A 24,263-nucleotide genomic window follows, 5' to 3' on the forward strand; every position below is an offset into this window, starting at 1 on the left:
GATGAGACCCATCGCCAAAGCCTACTCCCATTAAGGTTTCAGTTTGGAGGCTCGAAAGTCCATTCACTTAAATTTCCACACTGGTTTGCACCACCCACCAGCTCTCTTCAGTATCCATTTAAGTTACTACTCTTTGTCAATGCCCTATCGATATTGTTATTTTTAATAATATTAACTTTCTGAAAAATTGTCAATAGTTCGGAACAATTTTCTTTAAATTACTTCCATATTATTTCCATAAATCAACTATAACTTGCACTACTAGTAAAAATCAAATATGTCCATATTAACAATAGCATGAAAACAAAGGTGGCTTAATATGGAACAGGTCGACAGTCTTTTTGAAAAAATATTTGATGAGACAGAAAAGAAATCGATGAAAAAGCGCTGGGCAGTCGTATCCATCGCTTCGATACCACTAGTAATGACGCTAGGAAATTCGATGTTAATCCCCGTGCTTCCTGCTATGGAACGTGAGCTCGATATTTCACCGTTTCAATCAAGCATGATTTTAACAGTGTATTCAATAGTCGCGATATTGTTAATTCCAATCGCAGGATTTTTATCCGATCACCTTGGCAGGAAAAGAATCATTATTCCAAGCTTAATCATCGCTGGAGCTGGCGGAATTATTTCAGGTTATGTCGGGTGGAAATTACAGGATGGCTATTGGCTGATTTTAATTGGCCGTGCATTGCAAGGTGTGGGTGCTGCCGGGGCCTTTCCGATTGTCCTTCCTCTTGTTGGAGACATGTTTCAAAGCGATGATGAGGTCAGCAGTACTTTAGGTGTCATCGAAACGTCCAATACACTCGGAAAAGTTTTAAGCCCAATTTTAGGCGCGTACCTGGCAGGAATTATTTGGTTTATACCTTTTTTTGCTTTTCCAGTATTTTGTGTCATTTCGGTCGTGATGATCATATTTTTAGTAAAATCACCACCTAAAAAACAAGAAACCTTGCCTTTTTCACAATTTATTTCCCAAACGAAAGAAGTATTTGCTAATAATGGTCGTTGGCTAAATGCTGTTTTTATTATTGGTGGGAACCTTATGTTTGTTTTATTTGGAGTGCTTTTTTATTTATCTGATATTCTGGAAAAAGAGTATCAAATTGTTGATGTGAAAAAAGGCTGTATTTTAGCTATCCCTTTAGGTGCCCTTTGCCTTTCTTCCTATTTTACCGGTAAAAAAATCAAGGAAGATAAAATCAAGATGAAATGGATTACTTTTATCGGGATAATATTGTTAACGGCTGCTGCTTTTTCACTTAAGTTTACAAATTCATTATGGCTTATGATTTCCATCTTTATCGTGTGTGGCGTTGGAATTGGTGTAAGCCTCCCGTGCTTAGATGCCTTAATTACTGAAGGGATTGAAAAAGAGGAACGTGGAACAATCACATCATTATATAGTTCGATGCGGTTTATCGGTGTAGCGGCAGGGCCACCAGTGATCGCTATCATGATGAAGCATTCTACAGAGTGGATTTTCTATCTTTTATCAGGAATTAGCCTTTTAACTGCTTTATATGCTTTATTCGCCATTAAACCTGATAAAAGTTAATTGTGAGCATAGCCAAGTACTGTTTTGAACATACATTTATGTTTATAATAGAGAAGGAAGTTAAACTGTTTTAAATAAAGATAAGGGATGAAAAAAATGAATGTAACAGGATATGCTGTTGAAAAATTAATCGATCCATTTGGGATTTTGAGCGGAGATCGATATGAATTCTTCTTAGACATAGAAGTTGATGAAGACGATGAGTTATACAACGAAAACGGACTGCTCTTGAAGGTATTATTTCTAATTAATGGAGCAGAAGAAAAAATTATTTCTTACAATCTGCTCGAAAGCGCAACTGAAAAGTATATTGATTTATCGCTCGAGGATGAAGAATTGAATATGGTTTTTAATTTTTGCAAGGAACATCTAAATGGTACGGAATAAAAAATGAGGCTGATTCATTATCAGCCTCATTTTTTCCGAATAATTAGTAACTCTTATTATGATTATCGATTGATTGTAGCAATTTTGTTGATTGTACCATATCACTGTTACAGATAGGACATTTAGGAACTTCTGTTGCCTTGAAATTATCTCGAACCCAGCAATTGCAGGTTTCTGCCTCACATTCCCAAACCTTTGTTTCAACTGTAATGATTTCTTCCACGATTCTTCTGCCGAAAGCCATCCTATCTACCTCCAGTTTGCATTTTTTGACTAAACATTTCACTTTCAGTAAATTTAGTCAAATGAAAAATCCACTCATTATAAAAGTAAACTCGCATAAAACAGTTTATTTTATAATCAGTGAATTTATCCTACATCATAAATAATCCATAATTATATCATAACGTTTATTGAGATAAATTACAAATATTCGGATTAGTAAACCACTATATGAAGGTTATAAATTATTATGCTTTAACTACGTTTACAGCCTGTGGTCCACGTTGTCCTTGTTCAACCTCGAAGGTAACCTGTTGGCCCTCTTCTAAAGTTTTGTATCCATCACCTTGAATAGCAGAAAAATGAACGAAAACATCTTCGCCATTATCTCTTTCAATAAATCCAAATCCCTTTTCTCCGTTAAACCATTTTACCTTACCTGTTTCCATGTAAAAATCCTCCTAATTACGAAATCGCATAATACTATCAAACATTATATAATATGGGACAAACATCCATTTTTCATACAAAAATTTTAAAATTTACGGACGAGGTCTTGATGGACGTTTCGCTTTTTCAGTTCTTGGACGTCTATTTTCATTATTTCTTGGTCGATTATTCGCTTTTGGTCGGTCGTTACGTCGATTACGATCACGCTCAAATCTTGGTTTTTTAGAGCGAAGCGGCTCAACTGCTGTAAGAGTAACCGGCGTTGCATCAGGCTCTTTTGTTAACAGCTTTAATGCAGAAGCTAAAAGAGTTACAGAATCTGTATCCTCAAGCAGATTTTCAGCAGCACGCTTGTATTCATTGAAATCTCCAGATTCGACCACACTTATAATCTTATTAATGGTTGCTTGTTGATTCCCAAAAAGTACATCCTTAAAGCTAGGAATAGGTTTTTTCTGGATTTTTGATTTCGTTACATTTTCAATCACATGTAAATGATCAATTTCACGTGGTGTAACAAAGGTAATCGCTAACCCTTTATTACCTGCACGACCTGTTCTTCCAATACGGTGAACATAGCTTTCGGGATCTTGTGGGATATCAAAATTATACACATGTGAAACTCCGCTAATATCTAGTCCTCGTGCAGCTACATCAGTTGCTACCATAATGTCAATTGTCGACTCTTTAAAACGGCGAATTACCTGATCCCGTTTTGTTTGTGGAATATCGCCATGGATTCCTTCTGCTGAATAGCCACGTTTAATTAATCCTTCAACCAACTCATCAACGCGCTTCTTTGTTCGACCAAACACAATCGCAAGCTCAGGTGATTGGATGTCTAAAAGACTACACATCACATCAAATTTCTGTTTTTCTTGTACTTCTAAGTAATGCTGTTCAATATTCTTAACAGTCATTTCCTTCGCTTTAACTTGTACGTGTTCAGGATTTTTCATAAACTTTTCAGCTAAAGCCTTAATACGTTTAGGCATAGTTGCTGAGAACAGTAATGTTTGGCGTTCATTCGGAATACCAGCCAGAATCTTCTCAATATCCTCAATAAAGCCCATGTTCAGCATTTCATCAGCTTCATCAAGAACAACTGTGTGTATGTTTTGTAAGCGGATTGTTTTTCTTTCAATATGATCAATTAAACGCCCCGGTGTTGCAGCGATAATATGTGGTCTGTTTTTTAAACTTCTAATTTGGCGACTAATATCTTGACCACCATAAATTGGCAAGGTGCGAATCCCTTTTACATTACCAATACGATTTAACTCTTCTGCTACTTGTACAGCTAGTTCGCGAGTCGGTGCGATAACAAGACCTTGAATCGCTGATTCTTCCACTTTTGCTCTTTCTATTAAAGGAACACCAAAAGCTGTTGTTTTTCCAGTTCCTGTTTGTGCCTGTCCAATAATATCTTTACCTGTTAGGGCAACCGGAATTGCTTGTGCCTGAATTGGACTTGGTTCCTCAAAACCCATTTGTGATAATGCTCTTTCTAACACTTCGCTTAAATTAAAATCTGAAAATGTTGTCAAATTATATCCTCCTTACATTGTTCCATGTTTACATTATTATCAAAAACCACGTTCTTTTATCAAAAAAAGAATGGTAACCATCATTTATCAAATTCAAGTATTTCTATATTACATGTTTTTACTTTATTACATACAAATTATTCAATATTTTGTAGGTTTCTTTCCTAATACAACGAAAGCCCTACCTCTCTTTCGTCCTTACGGCTCCTAAGCCGTTCCAGTGTGAATCAGGTTCTAAAAAGTATTCAATATGCAATCATGTGGAATCCCCACAAATAAATCAACTTCTGTTCGGAAAACGTCCTTAGAAGGGGCTTTTGAGCAAAAAGACATACAGTATTGAGGAGACTTAGCAAGAGGAACATGAAGAATTTGAATATCATACTAAATCATAAAAGAAGGTGATGCGATTATGCTGCATCACCTCATAATATCAGTTCAAATTATGCTTTTTGAACGTTAGCTGCTTGTGGTCCACGGTTACCTTCAACGATTTCAAACGTTACATCTTGACCTTCTTCTAACGTTTTGAAACCTTCTGTTTGGATTGCAGAGAAGTGAACGAATACATCGTTACCATTAGCTGCTTCAATAAATCCAAATCCTTTTTCTGCATTAAACCATTTTACTTTACCTGTAGTCATGTTGATGACCTCCAAAAATTCATTCACCATTAGTTTTTCATATAATTAGCAACAAAAAAGCGTAGCCTTCATTTTGAAATGTAGGGATAATCCATCGCCTACAGTTCATTTGCAGCTACGACTACTTATATCCTTATTCATTATATCCTAACTAAAAGCGTCTATATCATCATATTTCATCTTAAGATAATTGTCAACTGTTTCGAGAACCCTTTTAGAAACATTAGCTTCAGCTATCTTCGATTGCCGTAGTGGCAACGATAATGGCATCATTAAGTTCTTGCTCATATTTTTTAAAATCTTGTTCACTCCAATTAAATATTGTGGACATATAGTTTAATACAGCTTTCTTATTTTTCTCTACCTCACAAATATTAAAAAAAAGCATACTAGTTCTCCGATTAAAGAAATCCAAAGGGCTTACAGTCATTTCATCCATGATGGCATAATCTAGCCGAGCAACCAAATCAATTGGAAGCTGGTAGGCTCTACTTTTTCTTTGATAGGATTCGAATTTCGCATATATTTTATTAATATTGGTTCCATAAGTTGAGGTTAATTCTTTGGCTATATTAGCTGATAATCCTAGTTCAATTCCTTGTCTAATTCCACGCTCAACAAAATCAGCAAAATTTTTTGGTGTTATATCTTCGCCACCTGATATTGCTAACTCTCTTGTTCGACATGGCCAATTCGCCTTTTTATTATTTCTTCCGGTTTTTTTTATCAAAATATTCACAACGTTCTCTGCCATTTTTCGATAACCCGTTAATTTCCCACCTGCTACGGATAATAAACCCGATTCAGATTGCCAAATTTCATCCTTTCGTGATATCTCAGATGGTCCTTTTCCGACTTCGTAAATTAATGGACGTATTCCAGCCCAACTTGACTCTATGTCGGATAAATTTAATTTGATACTTGGAAACACCCGTGAAGTCGCTTGAAGTAAGTAAAGACAATCATCAACGGTCATTTTGGGAGTTTGGGTGGGGTTATCAACGAATGTATCCGTTGTTCCAATATATGTTTTGTTATCACGAGGAATTGCAAAAACCATCCGACTATCGGGTGTATCAAAATACAGGGCTTGATTAATGGGCAACCTAGCGTGGTCTACTACGATATGGACACCCTTCGTCAATCTGAGTGTTTTCACATCGGTTGAAATATCTAAGCGCCTGACGTCATCGACCCAAGGCCCTGCCGCATTTACAACAGTTTGAGCATGAATATCATAACTTTTACCAGAAATTTGGTCGACTACTGTTGCCCCGTTTATTTTCCCACTACGATATAACAAGGACTCCACCTTTGTATAATTTAGAGCGATTGCTCCTAATTCGACTGCTTTTTTTAAAACTTCAACTGTTAAACGAGCATCATTCGTACGATACTCCACATAAAGTCCGGAACCCTTAAGGCCATCTCGTTTTAATAATGGTTCAATGTGTAATGTCTCTTCTGCAGATAGCATTTTCCGTCTCTCTTGTTTTGCTACACCTGCCAAATAATCATAGACTTTTAGGCCAAATGAGGTCGTTATTTTCCCGAATGTTCCATCTTGATAGATAGGAAGGAGCATTTTTTCTGGTCTCGTGACATGGGGACCGTTATGATATACTATTGTTCGTTCCTTCCCAACTTCCTTAACAAGTCTCCATTCCAATTGCTTTAAGTAGCGAAGCCCCCCATGCACAAGCTTGGTAGAACGGCTTGATGTTCCTGCTGCAAAATCCTGCATATCTACTAATGCCACTTTCAGTCCCCTGGAGACGGCATCTAATGCGATACCTGCTCCAGTAATTCCTCCCCCAACAACCAAAACGTCAAAATGAATGGTCCGTAACTGATCCACAAACAACTTTCTGTACAAATTTGAAAAATCCACCATTTAACCACCACCATGGAGTGTTGGATAAAAAAGCCTTCAGAATATGATATTAATAAATGTTTACTTTCATAACCAATTATTTAAACATTTGTGCAGCTTGAACTGCCTTTTTCCAACCATCATATAATTGATAACGTTCATTCTCTGACATATTCGGTAGAATTTTCCGATCAACACTCCAAAGTTGAGCGATTTCTTGTTGATTTTCCCAAAAGCCAACTGCAAGACCTGCCAAATATGCTGCTCCGAGCGCAGTTGTTTCATTGATTTTGGGACGATCAACAGGGACATTTAAAATATTGCTTTGAAACTCCATCAGAAAATCGTTTTTCACTACACCTCCATCAACCCGAAGCGCCTTCAAACTGATTCCTGAATCAGCTTCCATCGCTGCTAGCACATCTTTCGTTTGGTAGGCAAGAGCTTCAAGTGTTGCTCGTATAAAATGCTCTTTAGTCGTTCCCCTTGTTAAACCAAAAATCGCCCCTCTGACTTCACTATCCCAATACGGTGTGCCCAAACCTACAAAAGCTGGCACCACGTAGACACCATCTGTGGAAGCCACTCTTTTAGCGTAAGTTTCACTATCACTAGAGTGTTTGAGCATTCTTAGACCGTCGCGCAGCCACTGTATGGCTGAGCCTGCAACAAAAATGCTGCCTTCAAGCGCATACTCCACTTTACCATTCAGTCCCCAAGCGATAGTCGTCAACAAACCATGTTTGGAAGCTACTGCTTTTTCTCCGGTATTCATCAGCATAAAACAGCCTGTTCCGTATGTATTTTTCGCCATACCTGTCTCAAAACAAGTTTGACCAAATAATGCAGCCTGTTGGTCACCTGCGACACCAGAGATGGGAACTTCGGTACCAAAGAAATGCTCAGGTAGCGTGTTCGCATATCTTTCCGATGACGGACGAACGTCTGGGAGCATTGAGATTGGAACAGTTAACAGTTCCACTAATTGTTCATCCCATTTTAATTCATGGATATTGTACATCAACGTGCGTGAAGCGTTAGAATAATCAGTCACATGAGCCTGCCCACCAGAAAGTTTCCAAATCAGCCAAGTATCGATTGTACCAAATAATAGCTGACCTCGTTCCGCTTTTTCCCTAGCACCCTCGACATGATCTAAAATCCACTTTACTTTTGTTCCCGAAAAATAGGCATCAATTAAAAGACCTGTCTTTTGACGGAACAGCTCGCTATGTCCTTTTTGTTTCAAATCCTCACAGATATCATGACTTTGGCGAGATTGCCAAACGATTGCATTGTACACAGGAGAGCCAGTGTCCTTGTCCCACACGACAGTTGTTTCACGCTGATTGGTAATACCAATTCCGGCAATTTGTTCCGACTTCACATTTGCTTCAGTTAAGACGCTGGCGATCACCGCTAGAATCGTTGCCCATATTTCATTGGCATTATGCTCAACCCAACCGGGGTTAGGGAAATATTGTGCAAATTCTTTTTGAGCAATATGAACCACTTCTCCCTGCTTGTTGAAAAGGATGGCCCGCGAGCTGGTTGTGCCTTGGTCTAAAGATAGTATGTATTGTTCCAATGTAATTCCCCCAAACTCTTTTATTATTTTTTGGCTGTGTTAAACATGAATGTTGATTTCCGCTACAGGCACTTCGCTTTCCGCGGGGCTAGTTGGGAGCCTCCTCGGCGCATTCGCGCCTGCGGGGTCTCCCATACCAGCTACTCCCGCAGGAGTCTCGTGCCTTCCGCTCCAATCAACTAGCGAAAAATCAACACTAAGCTTTAACACAGCTTATTTTTTATATGATTATGTAGTGTCACGCCTAAATTTGAGTCTCACTCCATTATAATTTTTATTTTATCTCTTGTGTATTAATGAATGGTTCAAAAATCAATCAGGAAGCATAAAAAAAGAAGGGAGTTTTTAATGGACTCCCCCCTTTGACCTAAGCTTCTTTTTTCATTTTAGTAAGAACTCGTTTTTTCTTTTCGCCTGAATTAGCTTTTGGCTTTGTTCGATCAATTGACGCTTGAAGAGCAGCCATCAAATCAGTTACATTTGATGGTGTATCCTTTTGCGAGGCCGTAACAGTTTCTTGTCCGCTTTGTTTTGCTTCAATAAGTTCCATTAATGCGGTACGATATTCATCGTTATATTTTTTCGGTTCAAAATCAGTTGTTAGCTGATCAATTAACAACTTTGCTGTTTCTAATTCTTTTTCAGAAACATTGCTTTCAGTCGGAATGTTAGGAACATCTGAAGCTTTCCTTACCTCATCTGGGTAATGAATTGTCTCCATTACTAAAGTATTTTCGTAAACTCGAATCACAGCCATTTGTTCTTTCAAACGGATAATAATTTTCGCCAACCCCACTTTCGAAGTATCTTCCAGCGCTTTTCTTAACAGTGAATAGGCTTTAACTCCTCCTTCGCTTGGTGACATAAAGTAGGTTCGATCAAAATAGATTGGATCGATTTGCTCCATCTTAACAAAATCAACAATTTCCACAGCACGCTCTTCATTTTCCTTTTTTAGTTTTTCTAAATCCTCATCTTCAAGAACGACAAATTTACCTTTCGTGTATTCAAATGCCTTTACAATTTCTTCAGGTTTTACTTCCACATCACAAACGGGACATACTTTTTCATACTTAATTGGGGAATGACACTGCTTGTGAAGTGTTCGTAATTTTATATCTTTATCCTCGGTAGCTGTATGCAGCTTAATCGGTATATTAACAAGCCCAAAACTGATGCTTCCCTTCCAAATTGTGTGCATCGAATCCTGCTCCCATCTTTTTTTCTTATTTTTTAAATTGATGCTAGGTTCCATGCTAACAAACATCTGGAAAAGGATGAAAGGTTACCTTAAGTGGCACAATACTAATGAGATTTAGCGTAAAGGGGTACGGATCATGAAACCGATGTTACCAACACTGACATTCGACATCCCGGAAGGAAAAGATTGGTATTATGAAGTAAAATACGATGGCTTCCGAGCGCTATTAATTTGGGACCAAACAGTAACATTGATTAGTCGTAATGGCAATTCGCTACTTGAACAATTCCCAGAAATCGAACAATTTTTAACAGCTAATAAACAATCATTTGAGCCATACTTACCACTTGTTTTAGACGGTGAGCTAGTTGACTTAGTCAACCCCTACAAATCGAATTTTGCGGGGATTCAAGTCCGAGGACGAATGCGCTCACAACAAAGAATTAATGAAAAATCTAAAAAACAACCTTGCCGTTTATTAATTTTCGATTTACTCATGTTTAAAGGAAAATCGTTCAACAGGAAGCCTTATTTACAGCGTAAACAGAAACTGGTCGAATTATTTTCAGCGCTGTCACTACCGATTCACCCATCTGAAACTAGCTCCAGACTTATTCAATTAATTCCTGAAAACCAAAACTTTTCAACGCTTTGGGAACAGGTTGTCCTCCATGACGGGGAGGGGATTGTCGCAAAAAAAGCGCAACATTATTGGGAAGAGGGAAAACGCACTGAAAGTTGGTTAAAATACAAGAATTGGAAATATGCATCTTGTTTTATTACAGCGATGGACAAACATAATGGTTACTTTCACATCGCAGTTTATCAAAATCAGGTAATAAAACAAATTGGTCATTTCATCTTTGGATTGACCCCGGAGGAAAAACGGGCCCTTGCAACGATACTCAAAGAAAATAAAACCCATGAAGATAATAACCTGATCTACATACAGGCAGGTCTCTGTGTGGAAATTAAGTACTTGGAACTTTATGAGGAACAGTTACGTGAGCCCCATTTCCACCGTTTTCTGTTTGAGCTTACTCCTGAGAATTGCACCTATGACAAGTTTGTAAGAAATCAAAAAAATCTTCCTGCAAATCTCGAAATTACCCATCCTGATAAACCTATTTGGGAAATACCTACCGTTTCAAAGCAAGATTTTATTTATTATTTACATGAAATTGCTCCTTTCATGCTTCCGTTTTTGAACAATCGGATTTTAACGTTAATCCGATATCCCCATGGGATGTTCGGTGAGGCCTTTTATCAGAAAAATCGTCCAGATTATGCCCCCGATTTTGTAAATTCTTATCGAGTTGAAGATATCGATTATATTGTCTGTAACGATGTTAATACATTGGTTTGGTTAGGAAATCAGCTCGCCATTGAATTCCATATCCCCTTTCAAACCATCGGGAGCACCACACCCAGTGAAATCGTCTTAGATCTCGATCCCCCTTCAAAAAATGAGTTTCAGCTTGCAGTTAAAGCAGCCATACTCATTAAAGAAGTACTGGATCAGTTACATTTAATCGGTTTTATTAAAACATCTGGAAATAAAGGTTTACAAATTTATATACCCTTGCCTGAAGGTAATATTAGTTATGAAGAAACACGAGTTTTCACATCGTTTCTTGCAGAGTATTTAATCTCAAAGGCGCCTGATTACTTTACGATTGAAAGATTGAAAAAAAATCGTGGCAATCGGCTATACGTAGACTATGTTCAGCATGGTGAAGGTAAGACAATTATTGCCCCATATTCTCCAAGAGGAACTAATAAAGCCAACATTGCTACTCCGCTTTTTTGGGACGAAGTAACAGCCACCTTGTCCCCCGACCTTTTTGATATTACGAATGTGATTGAGCGCATCCGCAAGACTGGGGACCCGTTCCAGGATTATTTTACAATCAAAGAAAAGCAAAACATAGCGCCAATTCTTGATTTTTTAAGCAAAAACAAAAGAGATAACCGCTAAGCCTTTGTCAGGCTTTTGGTTATCTCTTTTACTAATTAATCCTGATGAAGTGTAATAAATTGCTTCGCATGGTCTTGCAATTTCTCATATTGTTCTGCTTCATTTAAATATACATATGTTTGTTCTACCGAAAATTGAGTAAAATCTGGGCCAGCAACTTTCACAACCGCCTCGTACACATATGTACCATTACCAATTAGGTCTATTTTATATACACCTAATTGTTCATGAACAATACAGCGAACCTTTCCACCAGGATTGTAAACTTCAATTACTTCCTCTTTATTATTTAAGCCAACTAGGCAAGTAACCAATGACGAAGCGGACATCGCTGTTCCGCATGCGTTTGTGAAGCCAACCCCTCGCTCAAATGTTCGAACAAAAATATGTCCTTTCTCTATCGGCTTAACAAAACTTACATTGACACCATCTGGGAATAATGGATTTATGCCATTTACATATTCACTCAATGTTAATTGAATATCAGAGTTAAGTTGGTCATTATTAACAATAGCGACAATATGGGGATTCGGCACAGCGATCGCTGTAAATGCCAAGTCCTCAGATAAACCAGGAATTTTCTCATCAATAACCGTTTCTTGTGGAAGATTTAATGGTAAATCCTTTAGCTGAAAAGTCACTGGTGATATTTCTACTTTGTAGGTTGGAATTTCGGGAAATAAATCAGCTTCCTTCTCGACTTGAAGGTTAGCCTTCATCGTTTCGATTACAGCACTTGTTACCTTTAATTTTTCACAAACATAACGAGCAACACAGCGTAAACCATTGCCACACATAGAAGCTTCAGAACCATCGGCATTAAACACCCGCATTCTAGCATCTGCAGTTTCACTGTTTAACACAAACAGAATCCCATCAGCTCCTAAAGCGGAATCACGATTACAAAACGCAATGGCTAGTCTTGCGCGATCCTCTTCAGAAAATGTATAAAGATTAGTCATTTCATCAATTAACAAAAAGTCGTTGCCCGACCCATGAACTTTTAACACTTCAATATTCACAATCATTCCCCCGAAAATGAATCCATTCTATGTTTATATGTCTACTCGAATTGCTTATAGAGGTTTGCCATTTCTATTGCGCTTGTCGCTGCATCCCAGCCTTTATTACCCGCTTTTGTACCTGCTCGCTCAATTGCCTGCTCAATTGTATCTGTAGTTAAAACACCAAAAATAACCGGTACACCACTTTGAAGCGCCGTATTAGCAACCCCTTTTGCGACTTCACTATTCACATAATCAAAGTGTGGTGTAGCCCCTCTAATCACTGTACCTAATGCAATAACTGCATCATAACGACCGGATTCAGCTAATTTCTTTGCAGCAAGTGGAATTTCAAAAGCGCCCGGGACCCATGCAACCGTTACATCACCTTCATCTACTCCATGACGATTTAACGCATCTTCAGCACCACTTAAAAGACGACCTGTAATAAATTCGTTAAAACGTGACACAACAATCGCCACTCGCAGACCAGTTCCAATTAAATTTCCTTCAATGATTTTCTTCATAATATATTCTCCTCTTCTTTATAATTTTAATAAATGTCCAAGCTTTTGTTGCTTCGTTTCAAGATAATGCTTATTTTCAGCTTTAGTTGGCATTTGAATCTGAACTCGTTCAAGTATTTCAAGACCATAGCCTTTAAGTCCGGCAATTTTACGTGGATTATTGGTTAACAAATGCATTTTCCTCACGCCTAAATCACGTAGAATTTGCGCTCCGACACCATAATCACGCAAATCATCTTTAAAGCCTAGTTTATGATTCGCTTCAACGGTGTCATACCCTTGCTCTTGCAGCTCATAGGCTTTCATTTTATTGATAAGACCAATTCCTCTACCCTCTTGACGCATGTAAAGGAGAATGCCACTGCCATTTGCTTCTATATGCTTAAGCGCCGCATGCAATTGAGGACCACAATCGCAACGGCAAGACCCAAATACGTCCCCAGTTAGACATTCAGAGTGGACACGAACAAGGGTTGGAACGTCTTCTGAAATCTCACCCTTTACAAGAGCTACATGTTCTTGACCATCAACAATATTTGTATAACCGACAGCAACAAATTGTCCAAACTCTGTTGGTAATTGAATAACAGCCTCACGTTTTACTAAAGAATCATGAACTAGTCGATATTCAATTAACGCCTGGATTGTAATCAATTTCAAATCAAATTTCTTGGCAATATCAATCAATTGTGGAACTCGAGCCATCGTTCCATCCTCATTCATGATTTCACATATCACTCCTGCCTGCTTTCCACCAGCAAGTCGGGCTAAATCAATCGCGGCTTCAGTATGTCCTGCTCTTCTTAATACCCCTCCATTTTTAGCAATGAGTGGAAAAATATGTCCTGGACGCTTAAAATCGGTAGCCTTTGCATCTTCGTCTAGTAACTTGATAATCGTATCGGACCGTTCGAATGCACTAATTCCGGTCGTAGTACTAATATGGTCGATGCTTACTGTAAAGGCCGTACCATTCGTGTCTGTATTTACATCTGTCATTGGTTTTAAATCAAGTTTTTTTGCGAGATCCTCAGTAATAGGTGCACAAATCAGACCTCGTCCTTCTTTTGCCATAAAATTGATGGCTTCTGGTGTGGCATATTCTGCCAACATAATAAAGTCGCCTTCATTTTCGCGGTCTTCATCATCACAAACGATGACCATTTTACCATTCTTTAAATCCTCTAATGCTTCTTCAACTGAATGAAACATTTTTTCTCCTCCTTCGAGTTACATAAAACCAGTTTGTTTTAGGAAATCAGCCGTTATTCCAGAATTTTGTGCTTGTTCTTCTGTTTTCCGCTCAATCATTGAATAAACATACTTTCCTAACAAATCGAATTCTATGTTCACTATATCCCCAGCTCGCTTGTGCCCTAAAATCGTTTCACCTCTTGTATGAGGAATTAAAGAAACGGTAACGGCAGAGTCCTTTACTTGAAAAATGGTTAAGGAAGTGCCATCAATCGCAATAGAGCCTTTATGGAGGCAATAGCGAATCCCATCTTCCGGAACAGCTATCGTATAATAAACTGCATTTTCTTCAGGTCTAATACCTTTGATTGTTCCAGTTCCATCAATATGCCCTGAAACAAAATGTCCGCCAAATCTCCCTCCTGCAGCCATGGCTCGCTCTAAATTTACTTTCGAGCCTGGTTTTAACATAGAAAGCGATGTAGCATGAAAAGTCTCAGGCATGACATCAACGGAAAAGCTCGTTCGCGTAAATTCTGTAACCGTCAAACACACGCCATTTACTGCGATACTATCACCAAGCTGAACATCGGTTAAAATTCTATTCGCGTTTATTGACAAGATTAGCGTTGAGCCTTGTTTATGTATTTTCTGCATAGTGCCCATTTCTTCAATAATTCCAGTGAACATTTTCTCCCCCCTATTCCATAATACTCGGTAATTTATTGGGGTCAGCATTTGCGATATGCTTATTATTCGCATTATTAATAAAATAAACAAACCCCGTACAACGAATGTACGGGGTCAAAATACATGCTTAAATAAGCGTAAAAAATGATATTTTTTCGCTTTTATGCCTTCTCCCATCCAGACTTTACTGTCGGCTTTGGAATTCCACCAAATCAACCGGCTTCACAATAATTTATAGTCATTAAGCTGTAAATTATTTGTATATGACCGGGTCACGGGCTTAGAGGATAACCTCATCACCGCCGGTTGGGAATTTCACCCGACCCCGAAGGCGAGGATGAATTCATTCGGAAAAAACCGACTGTATTGCCATCCTCTACATAATCATTTAGTTATTGACATATTACCCTAAATGAATACATCCTGCAATCAGTTTCCTGAAAAAATGTCAAAACAATTATAAAAATGCAATTATGTCGATAAATATTTTGCGAAAAGTGTTGTTTATCACAGTAATCCACACCGAAAAAATGATAAATTGCCAAATAGAGGACAAAAAAGGGAGTAGATTCTATATTAATGCTGAAAATTGACAATAATTTAGAACTCTTGTGTACCATCGAGAGTCTTCGTCGGGAAATGATTTGTGTCGGATTAAAAGAAGGCCTTTCAAGCGAGAAAACAATTGAGATTAGCCAAAAGCTAGATCAATATATTGCCAACTATCAAGCTAATTGTCTTCTCATTGAATCATCAAGAAAATATTACTTTTCATCATAGATCTTTCAACTAAACTAAAGCCTGGGAATCTCAGGCTTTTTTTGTATATTAATGATCCGAATAACGAAAATATTCGGTAAGTACACCTATAATAAACATTTTTTCGGATTCATTTATTTTGGGTGAAAAAGTAATATATGGCGTATTAGCATCGCGAAACAAATCACCCCACTCTTGTGGCATCCAACCCTTTATAAGTTTTCCAATAATTGCACCTTGTTCATCATGAAGTTGGATATGATGGTAAACACTCGAAGCTTTAACTTGGATTTTTTCGCCAGTTATCATCGATGAAATGGTTCCATTGCGTATAAGTGATGGCTTCTTTTTATTGTTAGTATTGAATAAACCGATTAACTCCTGATTGCTGTTAAAAATTTTCACATTTTTCATTTTATCATGGACTTGATATGAACATACCAGTTGATTTTCACCATCATACAGTCCATACCAACTAGGAAACAGACGATCAATAAAATAAGGTAAAAACCATCTCCACCACCAAAACTGTTTGTCTCTCACTTCGCCAATTAATATTCCATATTCATCAAACAGGAGCATTCTCAAAGAAGGAGCCGGCAAAAATGTAATGAGAAGCTGATTAGCATCGGATAGTTTTCGCGTATTTTTCCGAATCACATTCACTTCATTGCTTCGATCATTCTGAATTAAGTAATTTTGATAGCAAATAAAACTGTAAAAACAAAATGGTAAAACAATCAAAAACATTGGAAGCTTAACTGGAAAATAGAGCCCGAAACAAACGATTATTATCATGGGTAAAAACGCTACTAAACTTCCGTTTAACGCAGTGTTAGCAGCAATGCGGTAGTATTGTTGAATATTCATGTGCGATCTCCTTGTCCATTTCTTGACCTTTACAATATTCTATTATCAAAACACACGTTTCATGAGCTTTTTTCAATTCATACAAAAAACCGGATCGATGTGGTCCGGTTTTTTTGTGATTATGAAAATTGCATTATTTTTTCAAGATATCGGTTTCCATCCTGATAGCCTGAGAAATAAAGTTTTGACAATTTTTCCGGATCGCGTTCCATTCGCCCAACTTGAATGGGTTGTGTTGGACGAATGATCATGACATTCCCTAATTTCTCTTGCTCAGCTAAATAGTGAATGGTTTCATTGTATATTTGATAGCGTTGCATCAAAGCCGTTTGCAAACCATTATAGTGCGGATATTTCCGTTTAACCAGAAAATGAAAACGAGAAGGTTTCTTCAAGTATCCTGAATTCCTTGTTAACACTACAATGTTTTTCTTTAAACCATCTTGCTGTGCTTTTTTTATCGGGATAGGGTCACTAATCCCTCCATCTAACAACACTTTATCTTTAAAGGTAATTTCGGACGCTATGAAAGGTAATGAACTTGAAGCTCTGATTACAGTTAGCATATCAGTTCCATAATCCTGCTTCGAAAAATAAACAGGTTCCCCTGATAAACAATCCGTTGTTCCGACGACAAATTCCCCTTTACTTTGATAAAAAGTATCAAAATCATAAGGAACAAGCTTGTTGGGAATTTCCCCAAAGATAAAATCCATACCAAAAAATTCACGTCTCTTGATAAAATTGCGCCAAGAGAGATAGCGAGGGTCGGTTACATAATCGATATTGACGACTTGATTTCGCCCCTTTTGTTTTGAAAGATAGGATGCAGCATTTGCCGCACCAGCTGAAACTCCAATCACATACGGAAAATAAATATCATTTTCTAAAAAGCTTTCAAGGACACCCGCGGTATATACTGCGCGCATTCCTCCCCCTTCTAGGACAAGTCCAACATTTTCTATCAAATCATGATACTTCCTTTCGTTTTATGCAAGTTCTTTCTTTTTAAAAATAACAATGGATAACAGTAACAGAATGATTATACTACTGATTGTTAAGATTATTGCACCAATGGATCCTTCTGGAAGCTCTCCACTCACTAATACAACACTACTATAGCCTGAAAGTAGAGCAGGGCTCCAATCGAGCCACTGTGATAATGAGCCCGATATTATGGATAAAACAATTAGTGTTGCCATCGAAGTAAATCCAACAACGCCTGGTGATTTAAATAACGCATTAAAAAAGATGGTGAGTGTCAATACAAACGAAAGCCAAAGACCATAAATGGCAAATGTACTTAACAGATCAATCATTGGAACGGTTTCAAATAGAATCATTACATAATACCAGCTCGCAATTAATCCTAAAAATAGCGAAGTCCATACCAAGACCAGTGCAGCAGCCCACTTTGCTGAAATATAGGCAAAATATGAAACGGGCTTAACTAAAATTAGTTCTGCTACACCACTTTTTCTTTCTGCCGAAATAATTCCCATTGATGCTAACACAATGATTAATAGTCCGATTGTATCGTACTGACTAATACTTTGATATAGAATTTCCGGGGCAGTCGGTGTAGGAATCTCAATGACTGTCCCTTCCGGCATACCACCGAGTGCGTCAATTAATTGCGGCATATAATAGACTGATAGTGGTTCTGATACACCGAGTAAAACAAAAGAAATCGGAAACCAAAGCCATTTGAAATTTCTTCGCATTTCAAGATTCTCTTTTTGGAAAATGGTCAACCACTGATTCATTTTTTTACCACCTCCAAAAATACATCTTCCAATGTTAATCGTCCAACTTCAAATCGAAGCAGAGGCCAATTATCATCAGCAATTTCACGGAGCATCGCTGCTTTGGTCTTTTCTAAATCTTTCACAAATAATGTTGCTTGATTACCGTCAATTTGTCGTTTTTCAATGAGTTCTTGTTTTGTAAAGGCATCAATATATGTTGCAGCATTTTCCGTAAATTCCAACAGTAGCTTTGCCTGTTGATATTTCAATTGCAATTCAGACATTGTACCAGTTTCCACAAGTTCTCCATTATGTAAAAATAGTATTTGATCACATACTTCTTCTGCATCGTTTAAAATATGGGTAGAAAACAAAATCGTCGTTTCTTGTTTTAATTTTTCTAAAAGTTCAAGAACCTCTCTTCTCCCAAACGGATCGAGCGCTGATACTGGTTCATCAAGCATGACCAGCTTTGGCCGATGAATAATCGCCTGAGCAATTCCAAGGCGCTGTTTCATTCCCCCAGAATATTTCCCAATGCGCCGATTTTTTGCTTCCTCCAATCCAACCAGTGCCAATAATTCTTTCGCTCTTTGTAATGCAACAGATTTTGTTAAACCCGCCAACCGCCCAACGAATTGCAAAAATTCAATACCCGTCATCCAGTCATGAAACACAGGAAATTGCGGCAAATAACCAATGTATTGCCGAATATCACCCTTTGTATGATCCTCGTGAAATTTGATGGTTCCCGCACTAGGCTGAATCAAACCAGAAAGCATTCGCAATATCGTCGTTTTTCCAGCTCCATTCGGTCCAATGAGAGCTGTGCATTTTCCAGTTTGTAAAATAAAGTCTAAGCCTTTGATAACCTCTTTGTCTTGGAAGCTTTTTTTTAGACCGTTAACAGTAATAACGGGCATTAATCATCTCTCCTTCCAAAAACAAAATAAACGATTGGGCCGATAATGTTAATAAAGACGATGATTAACACCCAAACCCACTTAGGTCCATTTGTATTATCAGCCTTAATCACATTGATAAGAGCGATTACCAATAATATCAATTGGACAATTAAAATAGGAATAAGCAAACCAAAATTCACATTCTCTAATAATTCCATCATTACCCCTCCAAATTGGATTGATGAAAAATCTTTTTTCCTCTGTCTCTATTTTATATTATTTGTTGCTGCAAGTGATTAGAATCTCCTAAAAAACATGCTATTTATCCTGTTCTTGTTTGGGACAAAGTGAATACATTTGTAATAACCATATCGATAAGTTTTTAATAAGGAATGATGAATTGATGTCAATCATTGAAGCGTTTATACTCGGCCTCATCCAAGGTTTAACGGAATTCTTACCAATCTCTAGTACCGGCCATTTGTACTTGGGACGCCATTTATTTGGGCTTGATGAAGCAGGATTGTTTCTTGACACAATGCTGCATATTGGAACCTTGATTGCTGTCATAGTTGTGTATAAACAAGAATTGGTAAATATGATCAAACAACCTTTCAGCAAACAGACACTACTCCTTATCATCGGTACAATTCCAGCAGTCATTGTCGGTTTTACCTTCAATGATTTATTTGAATCGATTTCTAAAACTGGTACCACAATCGGCTGGGAATTTTTAATTACTGGTGCAATTTTATGGATGGGAGATAGCGTTAAAGCAGGTGCTAAAAAGGCTCATGACATAAGCTACGGTGATGCACTATTTATTGGCACCTTCCAAGCAGCAGCGATATTTCCGGCGATATCCCGTTCTGGTCTAACTATTGCAGCTGGGCTATTTCGAAAGTTGGATCGAGAAACTTCTGCATACTTTTCCTTCCTGCTATCAATACCCGCGATTGCAGGAGGTATTATCTTACAATTTGGAGATCTTGCTGCCGGAACACATGAATCTATAACCTTTAGTAACTTGTTCATCGCAACCATTTCATCAGCTATTTTTGGATATATCGCTGTTGTGGGAATGATTCAATTTTTAAAAAACCAATCTCTGAAAATTTTCGCAATATATGTCTGGATATTGGGTATTACAATTATCGCTTTACAAACAATTGGAATATTTTAAACCAACATAATTATTTTTTGAAAATAGTAAAAATGTTGGTATATAGTAATAATAACAAATATACTTAATAGTAACTAATAATCCTATAAGGGTCGATCTAACCATGAAAATATTATTGAAAAACGCCAAGATTTACCCGATTACAAACGAGCCCATCTATAACGGTGATATCATTGTTGAGAAGGGAAAAATACGTGCCATTGGAAAACACCTTCCTGTTGATGCAAACACAAAAATCATTGATTGTGGGAGCGGTTTTTTAATGCCGGGCTTTATTGATGTTCATACCCATCTCGGACTTTATGATGAAGGAACTGGTTGGGCAGGCAACGATGCCAATGAAACAATTGAACCATTGACTCCACATATCCGTGCACTTGACGGTGTTTATCCGTTTGATCACGCCTTTTCAGATGCCGTTAAATATGGAATTACAACGGTTCACGTTATGCCTGGTAGCTCTAATGTAATCGGCGGGACGACATCAGTTATCAAAACAAGCGGGTCAAATATTGACAAGATGATGGTAAAGGAAACAGCAGGGCTAAAAATTGCTTTTGGTGAAAACCCAAAACGAATTCACAGTAACGGCAACGAAGATTCGTTGACAAGAATGGGCATTATGGGAATGCTCCGTGAAGCATTTTATGATGCAAGTCGTGTTGGAAGCGAAGATTCATTAAGAATGAAGCCATTAATTAAGGCGTTGAAACGAGAAATACCAGTCCGTATTCACGCACATCGTGCAGATGATATTTTATCGGCAGTACGCCTGGCTAAAGAGTTTAATCTCGACCTTCGGATTGAGCATTGCACCGAAGGACATCTTATTGCGAAAGAACTAGCTGATTTGAATCTCAAAGTCTCAGTTGGCCCTACACTAACACGACGATCTAAAGTAGAACTAGTGAACAAAACGTGGAAAACCTATCAAGTCCTAACCGCACATGGTATCGAGGTCTCCATTACAACTGACCATCCATATACACCAATCCAATATTTAAATTTATGTGCTGCTCTTGCAGTTCGTGAAGGACTGTCTGAGCAAAAAGCGCTTGAGGGTATTACCATTAACCCTGCCCGAAATTTAAAAATTGCCGACCGTGTAGGGAGTATCGAGGTTGGCAAGGATGCTGATTTAGTGCTGTGGAACCATCACCCATTTCACTTTTTAGCAAAGCCAAACTGGACGATGATCAACGGTGAAATTGTCTTTACAAAAATGTGAAAAAACTGTGACAAATTAACATATTCAACATGAAAATTTCATAAAAATACCTATACCATTACATGATAAAATCTTGTATGATACGAAATGAGGGAACTTTTTTTACTTATGGAAAATTAAATATGAAATAGTTTTTAGGGAAGGCAAATGGTGCGCCACCAGATTTCTGGTCCTAGTGGGTTCGATTCCCACCCCGAAATTTTTTATCAACACAAAAAATTTCGAGGGTGGGACGAACCGACGCGTTTTCTATGCATGGGTTCAGTTTCGGACTGCCCTTATTTTGGAGGGATTAACATGCTCAAGAAGCGGGATCTTCACGATTGTCATACTTTGTATGATTTGATGACGCACCCAGAAGTCTTCCCTTTTGTGCGCCATAAAGCAGAGTGTTATGATGAGTTTGTGTTTATCACAAAGCAGACAATTGAAGCAGAAGAACGCGGTGAATTAATTTCACGAACGATTCTTGATGAATGGGGCACTCCAATTGGGACGATTAATCTGTATGACATCCAAGACAATGCAGGATTTTTAGGTACATGGCTCGGTAAGCCCTATCACGGCCAAGGATATAACAAACCCGCTAAAGACGCTTTTTTTGATGAGCTTTTTTTCGAGCTTGGTATCGAAAAAATTTTCATGCGAATAAGAAAGACTAATATTCGCTCACTTAAGGCAGCCGAAAAACTCCCATATGTCTCGAAAGCGAATGAATTAAGAAAATCCTTGTATGATCAAATAAACTCTAACGATGAAATTTATGATCTTTATGAAATTTCAAAAGATCAATATACATTCCACATGTTACGGAATAATGACTCACATCAAGAATCGTCACAATTGGCATAAAAAGACGCTCCGAATCTAATTCGGAGCGTTTCTTATTACTCGTCCATGCTTTGCTCATTTATGAAAATTTCTGCATCGCCCGTTTCTGCTAAAAAATACTGAAGTTCCTCATTCGTTAGTGTTTCGAACCGCCCATCGTGAAAAAGGACTTGCGTTTGATTTGGATTTATTCGCCTTAATTGATAAGCCAATGAGCATGCTCCTTCCTTTCTATTCGTATTCATATAATTAACAAAATGAATGACTTTCATTCTTTACCACGCATTTAAATGAATCTTGAAAAATGTAAAAAAACCACATTCTAATCATTCTTCTGGTATAATACTTAAATCATTTAACTGAGGTTAAATGAGCTCGCATTGATGTACATATAAAATGAAATTGAGGCACAGATATGATTAAAACTAATAATACATTTGAAAAAATTAAGCAATTACTGATAATTCTTCTTCCGATTCTGGTTACACAGCTCGGATTATTTATGATGAATTTTTTCGATACCACCATGTCTGGTCATTATAGTTCGATAGATTTAGCAGGTGTTGCCATTGGCTCTTCTATTTGGGTGTCTGTATTTACGGGTTTGAGCGGTATCATGTTAGCTGTTACACCTATCATCGCCCAATTGGTTGGTGGGAATAAGCATGATAAGGTTGCTTTTTCTGTCATTCAAGGGACTTACCTATCCGTATTATTGGCGCTTGTAGTAATTGGCTTAGGCGCATTATTTTTAACGCCGCTCCTACATGCAATGAATCTCGAAACAAATGTATATACGGTAGCACGAGATTACTTAATCGCACTAGGCTATGGAATGATTCCACTATTTATTTTTACCGTTCTCCGGGCTTTCATTGATGCCCTTGGGAAAACCCGTGTTTCGATGATTATTACACTTATCTCATTACCAATAAATGTACTATTAAATTACTTGTTCATTTTTGGAAAGCTAGGATTTCCTGCTTTAGGCGGGGTTGGTGCAGGATACGCTACCTCGATTACGTATTGGATTATTTTAATCTTAACCATTATTATCATCCAATCTCAAAGACCATTTACAAACTATCATATTTTTAAAAGACTTTACCCTATTGCTCTAGTAACTTGGAAAGAAATATTGCTGATTGGAATACCGATAGGTCTTTCGATGTTTTTTGAAACAAGCATATTTTCTGCAGTGACACTGTTGATGAGCCAATTTGACACAGCAACGATCGCTTCACATCAGGCAGCCATTAATTTCGCGTCTTTGCTTTATATGATACCGTTAAGCATATCGATGGCCTTAACGATCGTCATTGGTTTTGAGGTTGGAGCTAAACGGCTTCAGGATGCTAAACAATATAGTTTTCTCGGCGTAACAATCGCCATTGGTATGGCCTGCTTTTCTGGCCTGATATTATTATTTTTCCGCAGTGAAATTTCGGCTTTATATTCTGCTGATCCATTAGTTCAAAAACTGACTACCCAGTTTTTAATGTATGCCTTTTTCTTTCAACTTTCAGACGCCATTCAAGCCCCAATTCAAGGTGCATTACGAGGCTATAAAGATGTAAATATTACTTTTTGGATGGCATTAGTTTCTTATTGGGTAATTGGCTTACCACTAGGTTATTTCTTAGTAAAATACACAGATTTAGGGCCATTCGGCTACTGGATAGGTTTGATTATCGGCTTGGCGACAGGTGCTGTGTGTTTATCTATTCGTTTATTTCACTTGCAAAGCCATCAGACCTTCCAATTTAAAAAGGAGCATTCCTAATTCGGAATGCTCCTTTTTTCTAAACATTTTCTCATCTAATTTTCTCATTTTGTAAATAACCAGTGGGCTGATTTTTGCATATGATGA

General features: G+C 37.8%; 25 protein-coding genes, 1 riboswitch and 1 other annotated feature (1 of these 27 cut by a window edge). Of the genes, 8 read left to right on the forward strand and 17 right to left on the reverse strand.

Features of this window, described 5'->3' with window-relative positions:
• Positions 1-149: a binding site (T-box leader), on the reverse strand (it extends 98 nt beyond the left edge of the window).
• A 170-nt stretch (positions 150-319) separates the two neighbouring features.
• Together bcbE and HHO41_RS06690 are read left to right on the forward strand one after the other, a co-directional pair.
• Positions 320-1,564 (forward strand): bacillibactin exporter BcbE, encoded by a 1,245-nt coding sequence (gene bcbE, locus HHO41_RS06685; RefSeq protein ID WP_169096744.1) that lies wholly within the window; start codon positions 320-322, stop codon positions 1,562-1,564.
• Positions 1,565-1,660: 96 nt separating this feature from the next.
• The gene (locus tag HHO41_RS06690; protein ID WP_169096746.1) at positions 1,661-1,951 is read left to right on the forward strand and encodes a DUF6509 family protein; all 291 of its coding nucleotides are present in this window, start codon (positions 1,661-1,663) and stop codon (positions 1,949-1,951) included.
• 43 nt (positions 1,952-1,994) lie between these two features.
• Here HHO41_RS06690 and HHO41_RS06695 read toward each other — a convergent pair whose 3' ends face one another.
• The 7 genes from HHO41_RS06695 to ku form a co-directional block, all read right to left on the reverse strand.
• The gene (locus HHO41_RS06695; protein ID WP_169096748.1) at positions 1,995-2,195 is read right to left on the reverse strand and encodes a cold-shock protein; all 201 of its coding nucleotides are present in this window, start codon (positions 2,193-2,195) and stop codon (positions 1,995-1,997) included.
• A gap of 226 nt (positions 2,196-2,421) precedes the next feature.
• Positions 2,422-2,622 carry a cold-shock protein gene (locus HHO41_RS06700; RefSeq protein WP_169096750.1) on the reverse strand — a complete coding sequence of 67 codons (201 nt, stop codon included), beginning with the start codon at positions 2,620-2,622 and terminating at the stop codon, positions 2,422-2,424.
• 93 nt (positions 2,623-2,715) lie between these two features.
• The gene (gene cshA / locus HHO41_RS06705) at positions 2,716-4,170 is read right to left on the reverse strand and encodes a degradosome RNA helicase CshA (protein WP_169096752.1); all 1,455 of its coding nucleotides are present in this window, start codon (positions 4,168-4,170) and stop codon (positions 2,716-2,718) included.
• A gap of 443 nt (positions 4,171-4,613) precedes the next feature.
• Positions 4,614-4,814 (reverse strand): cold-shock protein, encoded by a 201-nt coding sequence (locus tag HHO41_RS06710; RefSeq protein WP_169096754.1) that lies wholly within the window; start codon positions 4,812-4,814, stop codon positions 4,614-4,616.
• Positions 4,815-5,043: 229 nt separating this feature from the next.
• The gene (locus HHO41_RS06715; protein WP_169096756.1) at positions 5,044-6,708 is read right to left on the reverse strand and encodes a glycerol-3-phosphate dehydrogenase/oxidase; all 1,665 of its coding nucleotides are present in this window, start codon (positions 6,706-6,708) and stop codon (positions 5,044-5,046) included.
• Positions 6,709-6,784: 76 nt separating this feature from the next.
• A complete protein-coding gene (gene glpK, locus HHO41_RS06720; RefSeq protein ID WP_169096758.1) occupies positions 6,785-8,275 on the reverse strand; it encodes a glycerol kinase GlpK in 1,491 nt (496 codons plus the stop codon).
• A gap of 367 nt (positions 8,276-8,642) precedes the next feature.
• Positions 8,643-9,476 carry a non-homologous end joining protein Ku gene (ku, locus tag HHO41_RS06725; RefSeq protein ID WP_169096760.1) on the reverse strand — a complete coding sequence of 278 codons (834 nt, stop codon included), beginning with the start codon at positions 9,474-9,476 and terminating at the stop codon, positions 8,643-8,645.
• A 136-nt stretch (positions 9,477-9,612) separates the two neighbouring features.
• On the opposite strand from ku, the gene HHO41_RS06730 reads away from it, so the two are divergent.
• The gene (locus tag HHO41_RS06730) at positions 9,613-11,454 is read left to right on the forward strand and encodes a DNA ligase D (protein WP_169096762.1); all 1,842 of its coding nucleotides are present in this window, start codon (positions 9,613-9,615) and stop codon (positions 11,452-11,454) included.
• A 35-nt stretch (positions 11,455-11,489) separates the two neighbouring features.
• Here HHO41_RS06730 and dapF read toward each other — a convergent pair whose 3' ends face one another.
• From dapF to ribE, 4 genes are read right to left on the reverse strand one after another with little or no spacing between them, the layout of a single operon-like run.
• Positions 11,490-12,476 (reverse strand): diaminopimelate epimerase, encoded by a 987-nt coding sequence (gene dapF / locus HHO41_RS06735; protein ID WP_169096764.1) that lies wholly within the window; start codon positions 12,474-12,476, stop codon positions 11,490-11,492.
• A 41-nt stretch (positions 12,477-12,517) separates the two neighbouring features.
• Entirely contained in the window at positions 12,518-12,985 is a 468-nt protein-coding gene (gene ribH, locus HHO41_RS06740) for a 6,7-dimethyl-8-ribityllumazine synthase (RefSeq protein WP_169096767.1), read from the reverse strand.
• Between the two features lie 18 nt (positions 12,986-13,003).
• On the reverse strand, positions 13,004-14,197 hold the full coding sequence (locus HHO41_RS06745) for a bifunctional 3,4-dihydroxy-2-butanone-4-phosphate synthase/GTP cyclohydrolase II (protein ID WP_169096769.1): 1,194 nt from the start codon (positions 14,195-14,197) through the stop codon (positions 13,004-13,006).
• Between the two features lie 18 nt (positions 14,198-14,215).
• Positions 14,216-14,869, reverse strand: a complete 654-nt coding sequence (gene ribE, locus HHO41_RS06750; protein ID WP_169096771.1) for a riboflavin synthase — start codon at positions 14,867-14,869, stop codon at positions 14,216-14,218.
• Positions 14,870-15,030: 161 nt separating this feature from the next.
• Positions 15,031-15,206: riboswitch (FMN riboswitch) on the reverse strand.
• Between the two features lie 242 nt (positions 15,207-15,448).
• Between ribE and HHO41_RS06755 the strand changes: the two genes are divergently transcribed.
• Positions 15,449-15,649: an aspartyl-phosphate phosphatase Spo0E family protein gene (locus HHO41_RS06755; protein ID WP_169096773.1), complete on the forward strand. Its 201-nt coding sequence runs from the start codon at positions 15,449-15,451 to the stop codon at positions 15,647-15,649.
• 48 nt (positions 15,650-15,697) lie between these two features.
• On the opposite strand, the gene HHO41_RS06760 is transcribed toward HHO41_RS06755, so the two are convergent.
• The 5 genes from HHO41_RS06760 to HHO41_RS06780 all read right to left on the reverse strand — a co-directional run bounded on the left by HHO41_RS06760 (position 15,698) and on the right by HHO41_RS06780 (position 19,369).
• A complete protein-coding gene (locus HHO41_RS06760; RefSeq protein ID WP_169096775.1) occupies positions 15,698-16,498 on the reverse strand; it encodes a hypothetical protein in 801 nt (266 codons plus the stop codon).
• A gap of 119 nt (positions 16,499-16,617) precedes the next feature.
• Positions 16,618-17,466 (reverse strand): patatin-like phospholipase family protein, encoded by an 849-nt coding sequence (locus HHO41_RS06765; RefSeq protein WP_169096777.1) that lies wholly within the window; start codon positions 17,464-17,466, stop codon positions 16,618-16,620.
• 21 nt (positions 17,467-17,487) lie between these two features.
• A complete protein-coding gene (locus tag HHO41_RS06770; RefSeq protein WP_169096779.1) occupies positions 17,488-18,264 on the reverse strand; it encodes an ABC transporter permease in 777 nt (258 codons plus the stop codon).
• Positions 18,261-19,169, reverse strand: coding sequence for an ABC transporter ATP-binding protein (locus HHO41_RS06775; protein WP_169096781.1), 909 nt, complete (start codon positions 19,167-19,169; stop codon positions 18,261-18,263). Before HHO41_RS06775 ends, HHO41_RS06770 begins: the two co-directional genes overlap by 4 nt.
• On the reverse strand, positions 19,169-19,369 hold the full coding sequence (locus HHO41_RS06780) for a PLDc N-terminal domain-containing protein (protein ID WP_169096856.1): 201 nt from the start codon (positions 19,367-19,369) through the stop codon (positions 19,169-19,171). The genes HHO41_RS06775 and HHO41_RS06780 overlap by 1 nt, the downstream gene beginning before the upstream one ends.
• Before the next feature lie 185 nt (positions 19,370-19,554).
• Between HHO41_RS06780 and HHO41_RS06785 the strand changes: the two genes are divergently transcribed.
• The 3 genes from HHO41_RS06785 (at position 19,555) to HHO41_RS06795 (ending at position 22,414) form a co-directional block, all read left to right on the forward strand.
• On the forward strand, positions 19,555-20,334 hold the full coding sequence (locus HHO41_RS06785) for an undecaprenyl-diphosphate phosphatase (RefSeq protein ID WP_169096783.1): 780 nt from the start codon (positions 19,555-19,557) through the stop codon (positions 20,332-20,334).
• A 103-nt stretch (positions 20,335-20,437) separates the two neighbouring features.
• On the forward strand, positions 20,438-21,562 hold the full coding sequence (locus HHO41_RS06790) for an amidohydrolase (RefSeq protein ID WP_169096785.1): 1,125 nt from the start codon (positions 20,438-20,440) through the stop codon (positions 21,560-21,562).
• 297 nt (positions 21,563-21,859) lie between these two features.
• Positions 21,860-22,414: a GNAT family N-acetyltransferase gene (locus HHO41_RS06795; RefSeq protein ID WP_169096787.1), complete on the forward strand. Its 555-nt coding sequence runs from the start codon at positions 21,860-21,862 to the stop codon at positions 22,412-22,414.
• Between the two features lie 35 nt (positions 22,415-22,449).
• Here HHO41_RS06795 and HHO41_RS06800 read toward each other — a convergent pair whose 3' ends face one another.
• Positions 22,450-22,605 carry a hypothetical protein gene (locus HHO41_RS06800; RefSeq protein ID WP_169096482.1) on the reverse strand — a complete coding sequence of 52 codons (156 nt, stop codon included), beginning with the start codon at positions 22,603-22,605 and terminating at the stop codon, positions 22,450-22,452.
• Between the two features lie 203 nt (positions 22,606-22,808).
• Here HHO41_RS06800 and HHO41_RS06805 point away from each other — a divergent pair, with 203 nt between their 5' ends.
• A complete protein-coding gene (locus HHO41_RS06805; protein WP_169096789.1) occupies positions 22,809-24,176 on the forward strand; it encodes an MATE family efflux transporter in 1,368 nt (455 codons plus the stop codon).
• Positions 24,177-24,263 lie beyond the last annotated feature (87 nt).

Origin of the sequence: Bacillus sp. DNRA2 (assembly GCF_012843265.1) — a bacterium.
Classification (GTDB): domain Bacteria; phylum Bacillota; class Bacilli; order Bacillales; family Cytobacillaceae; genus Bacillus_BU.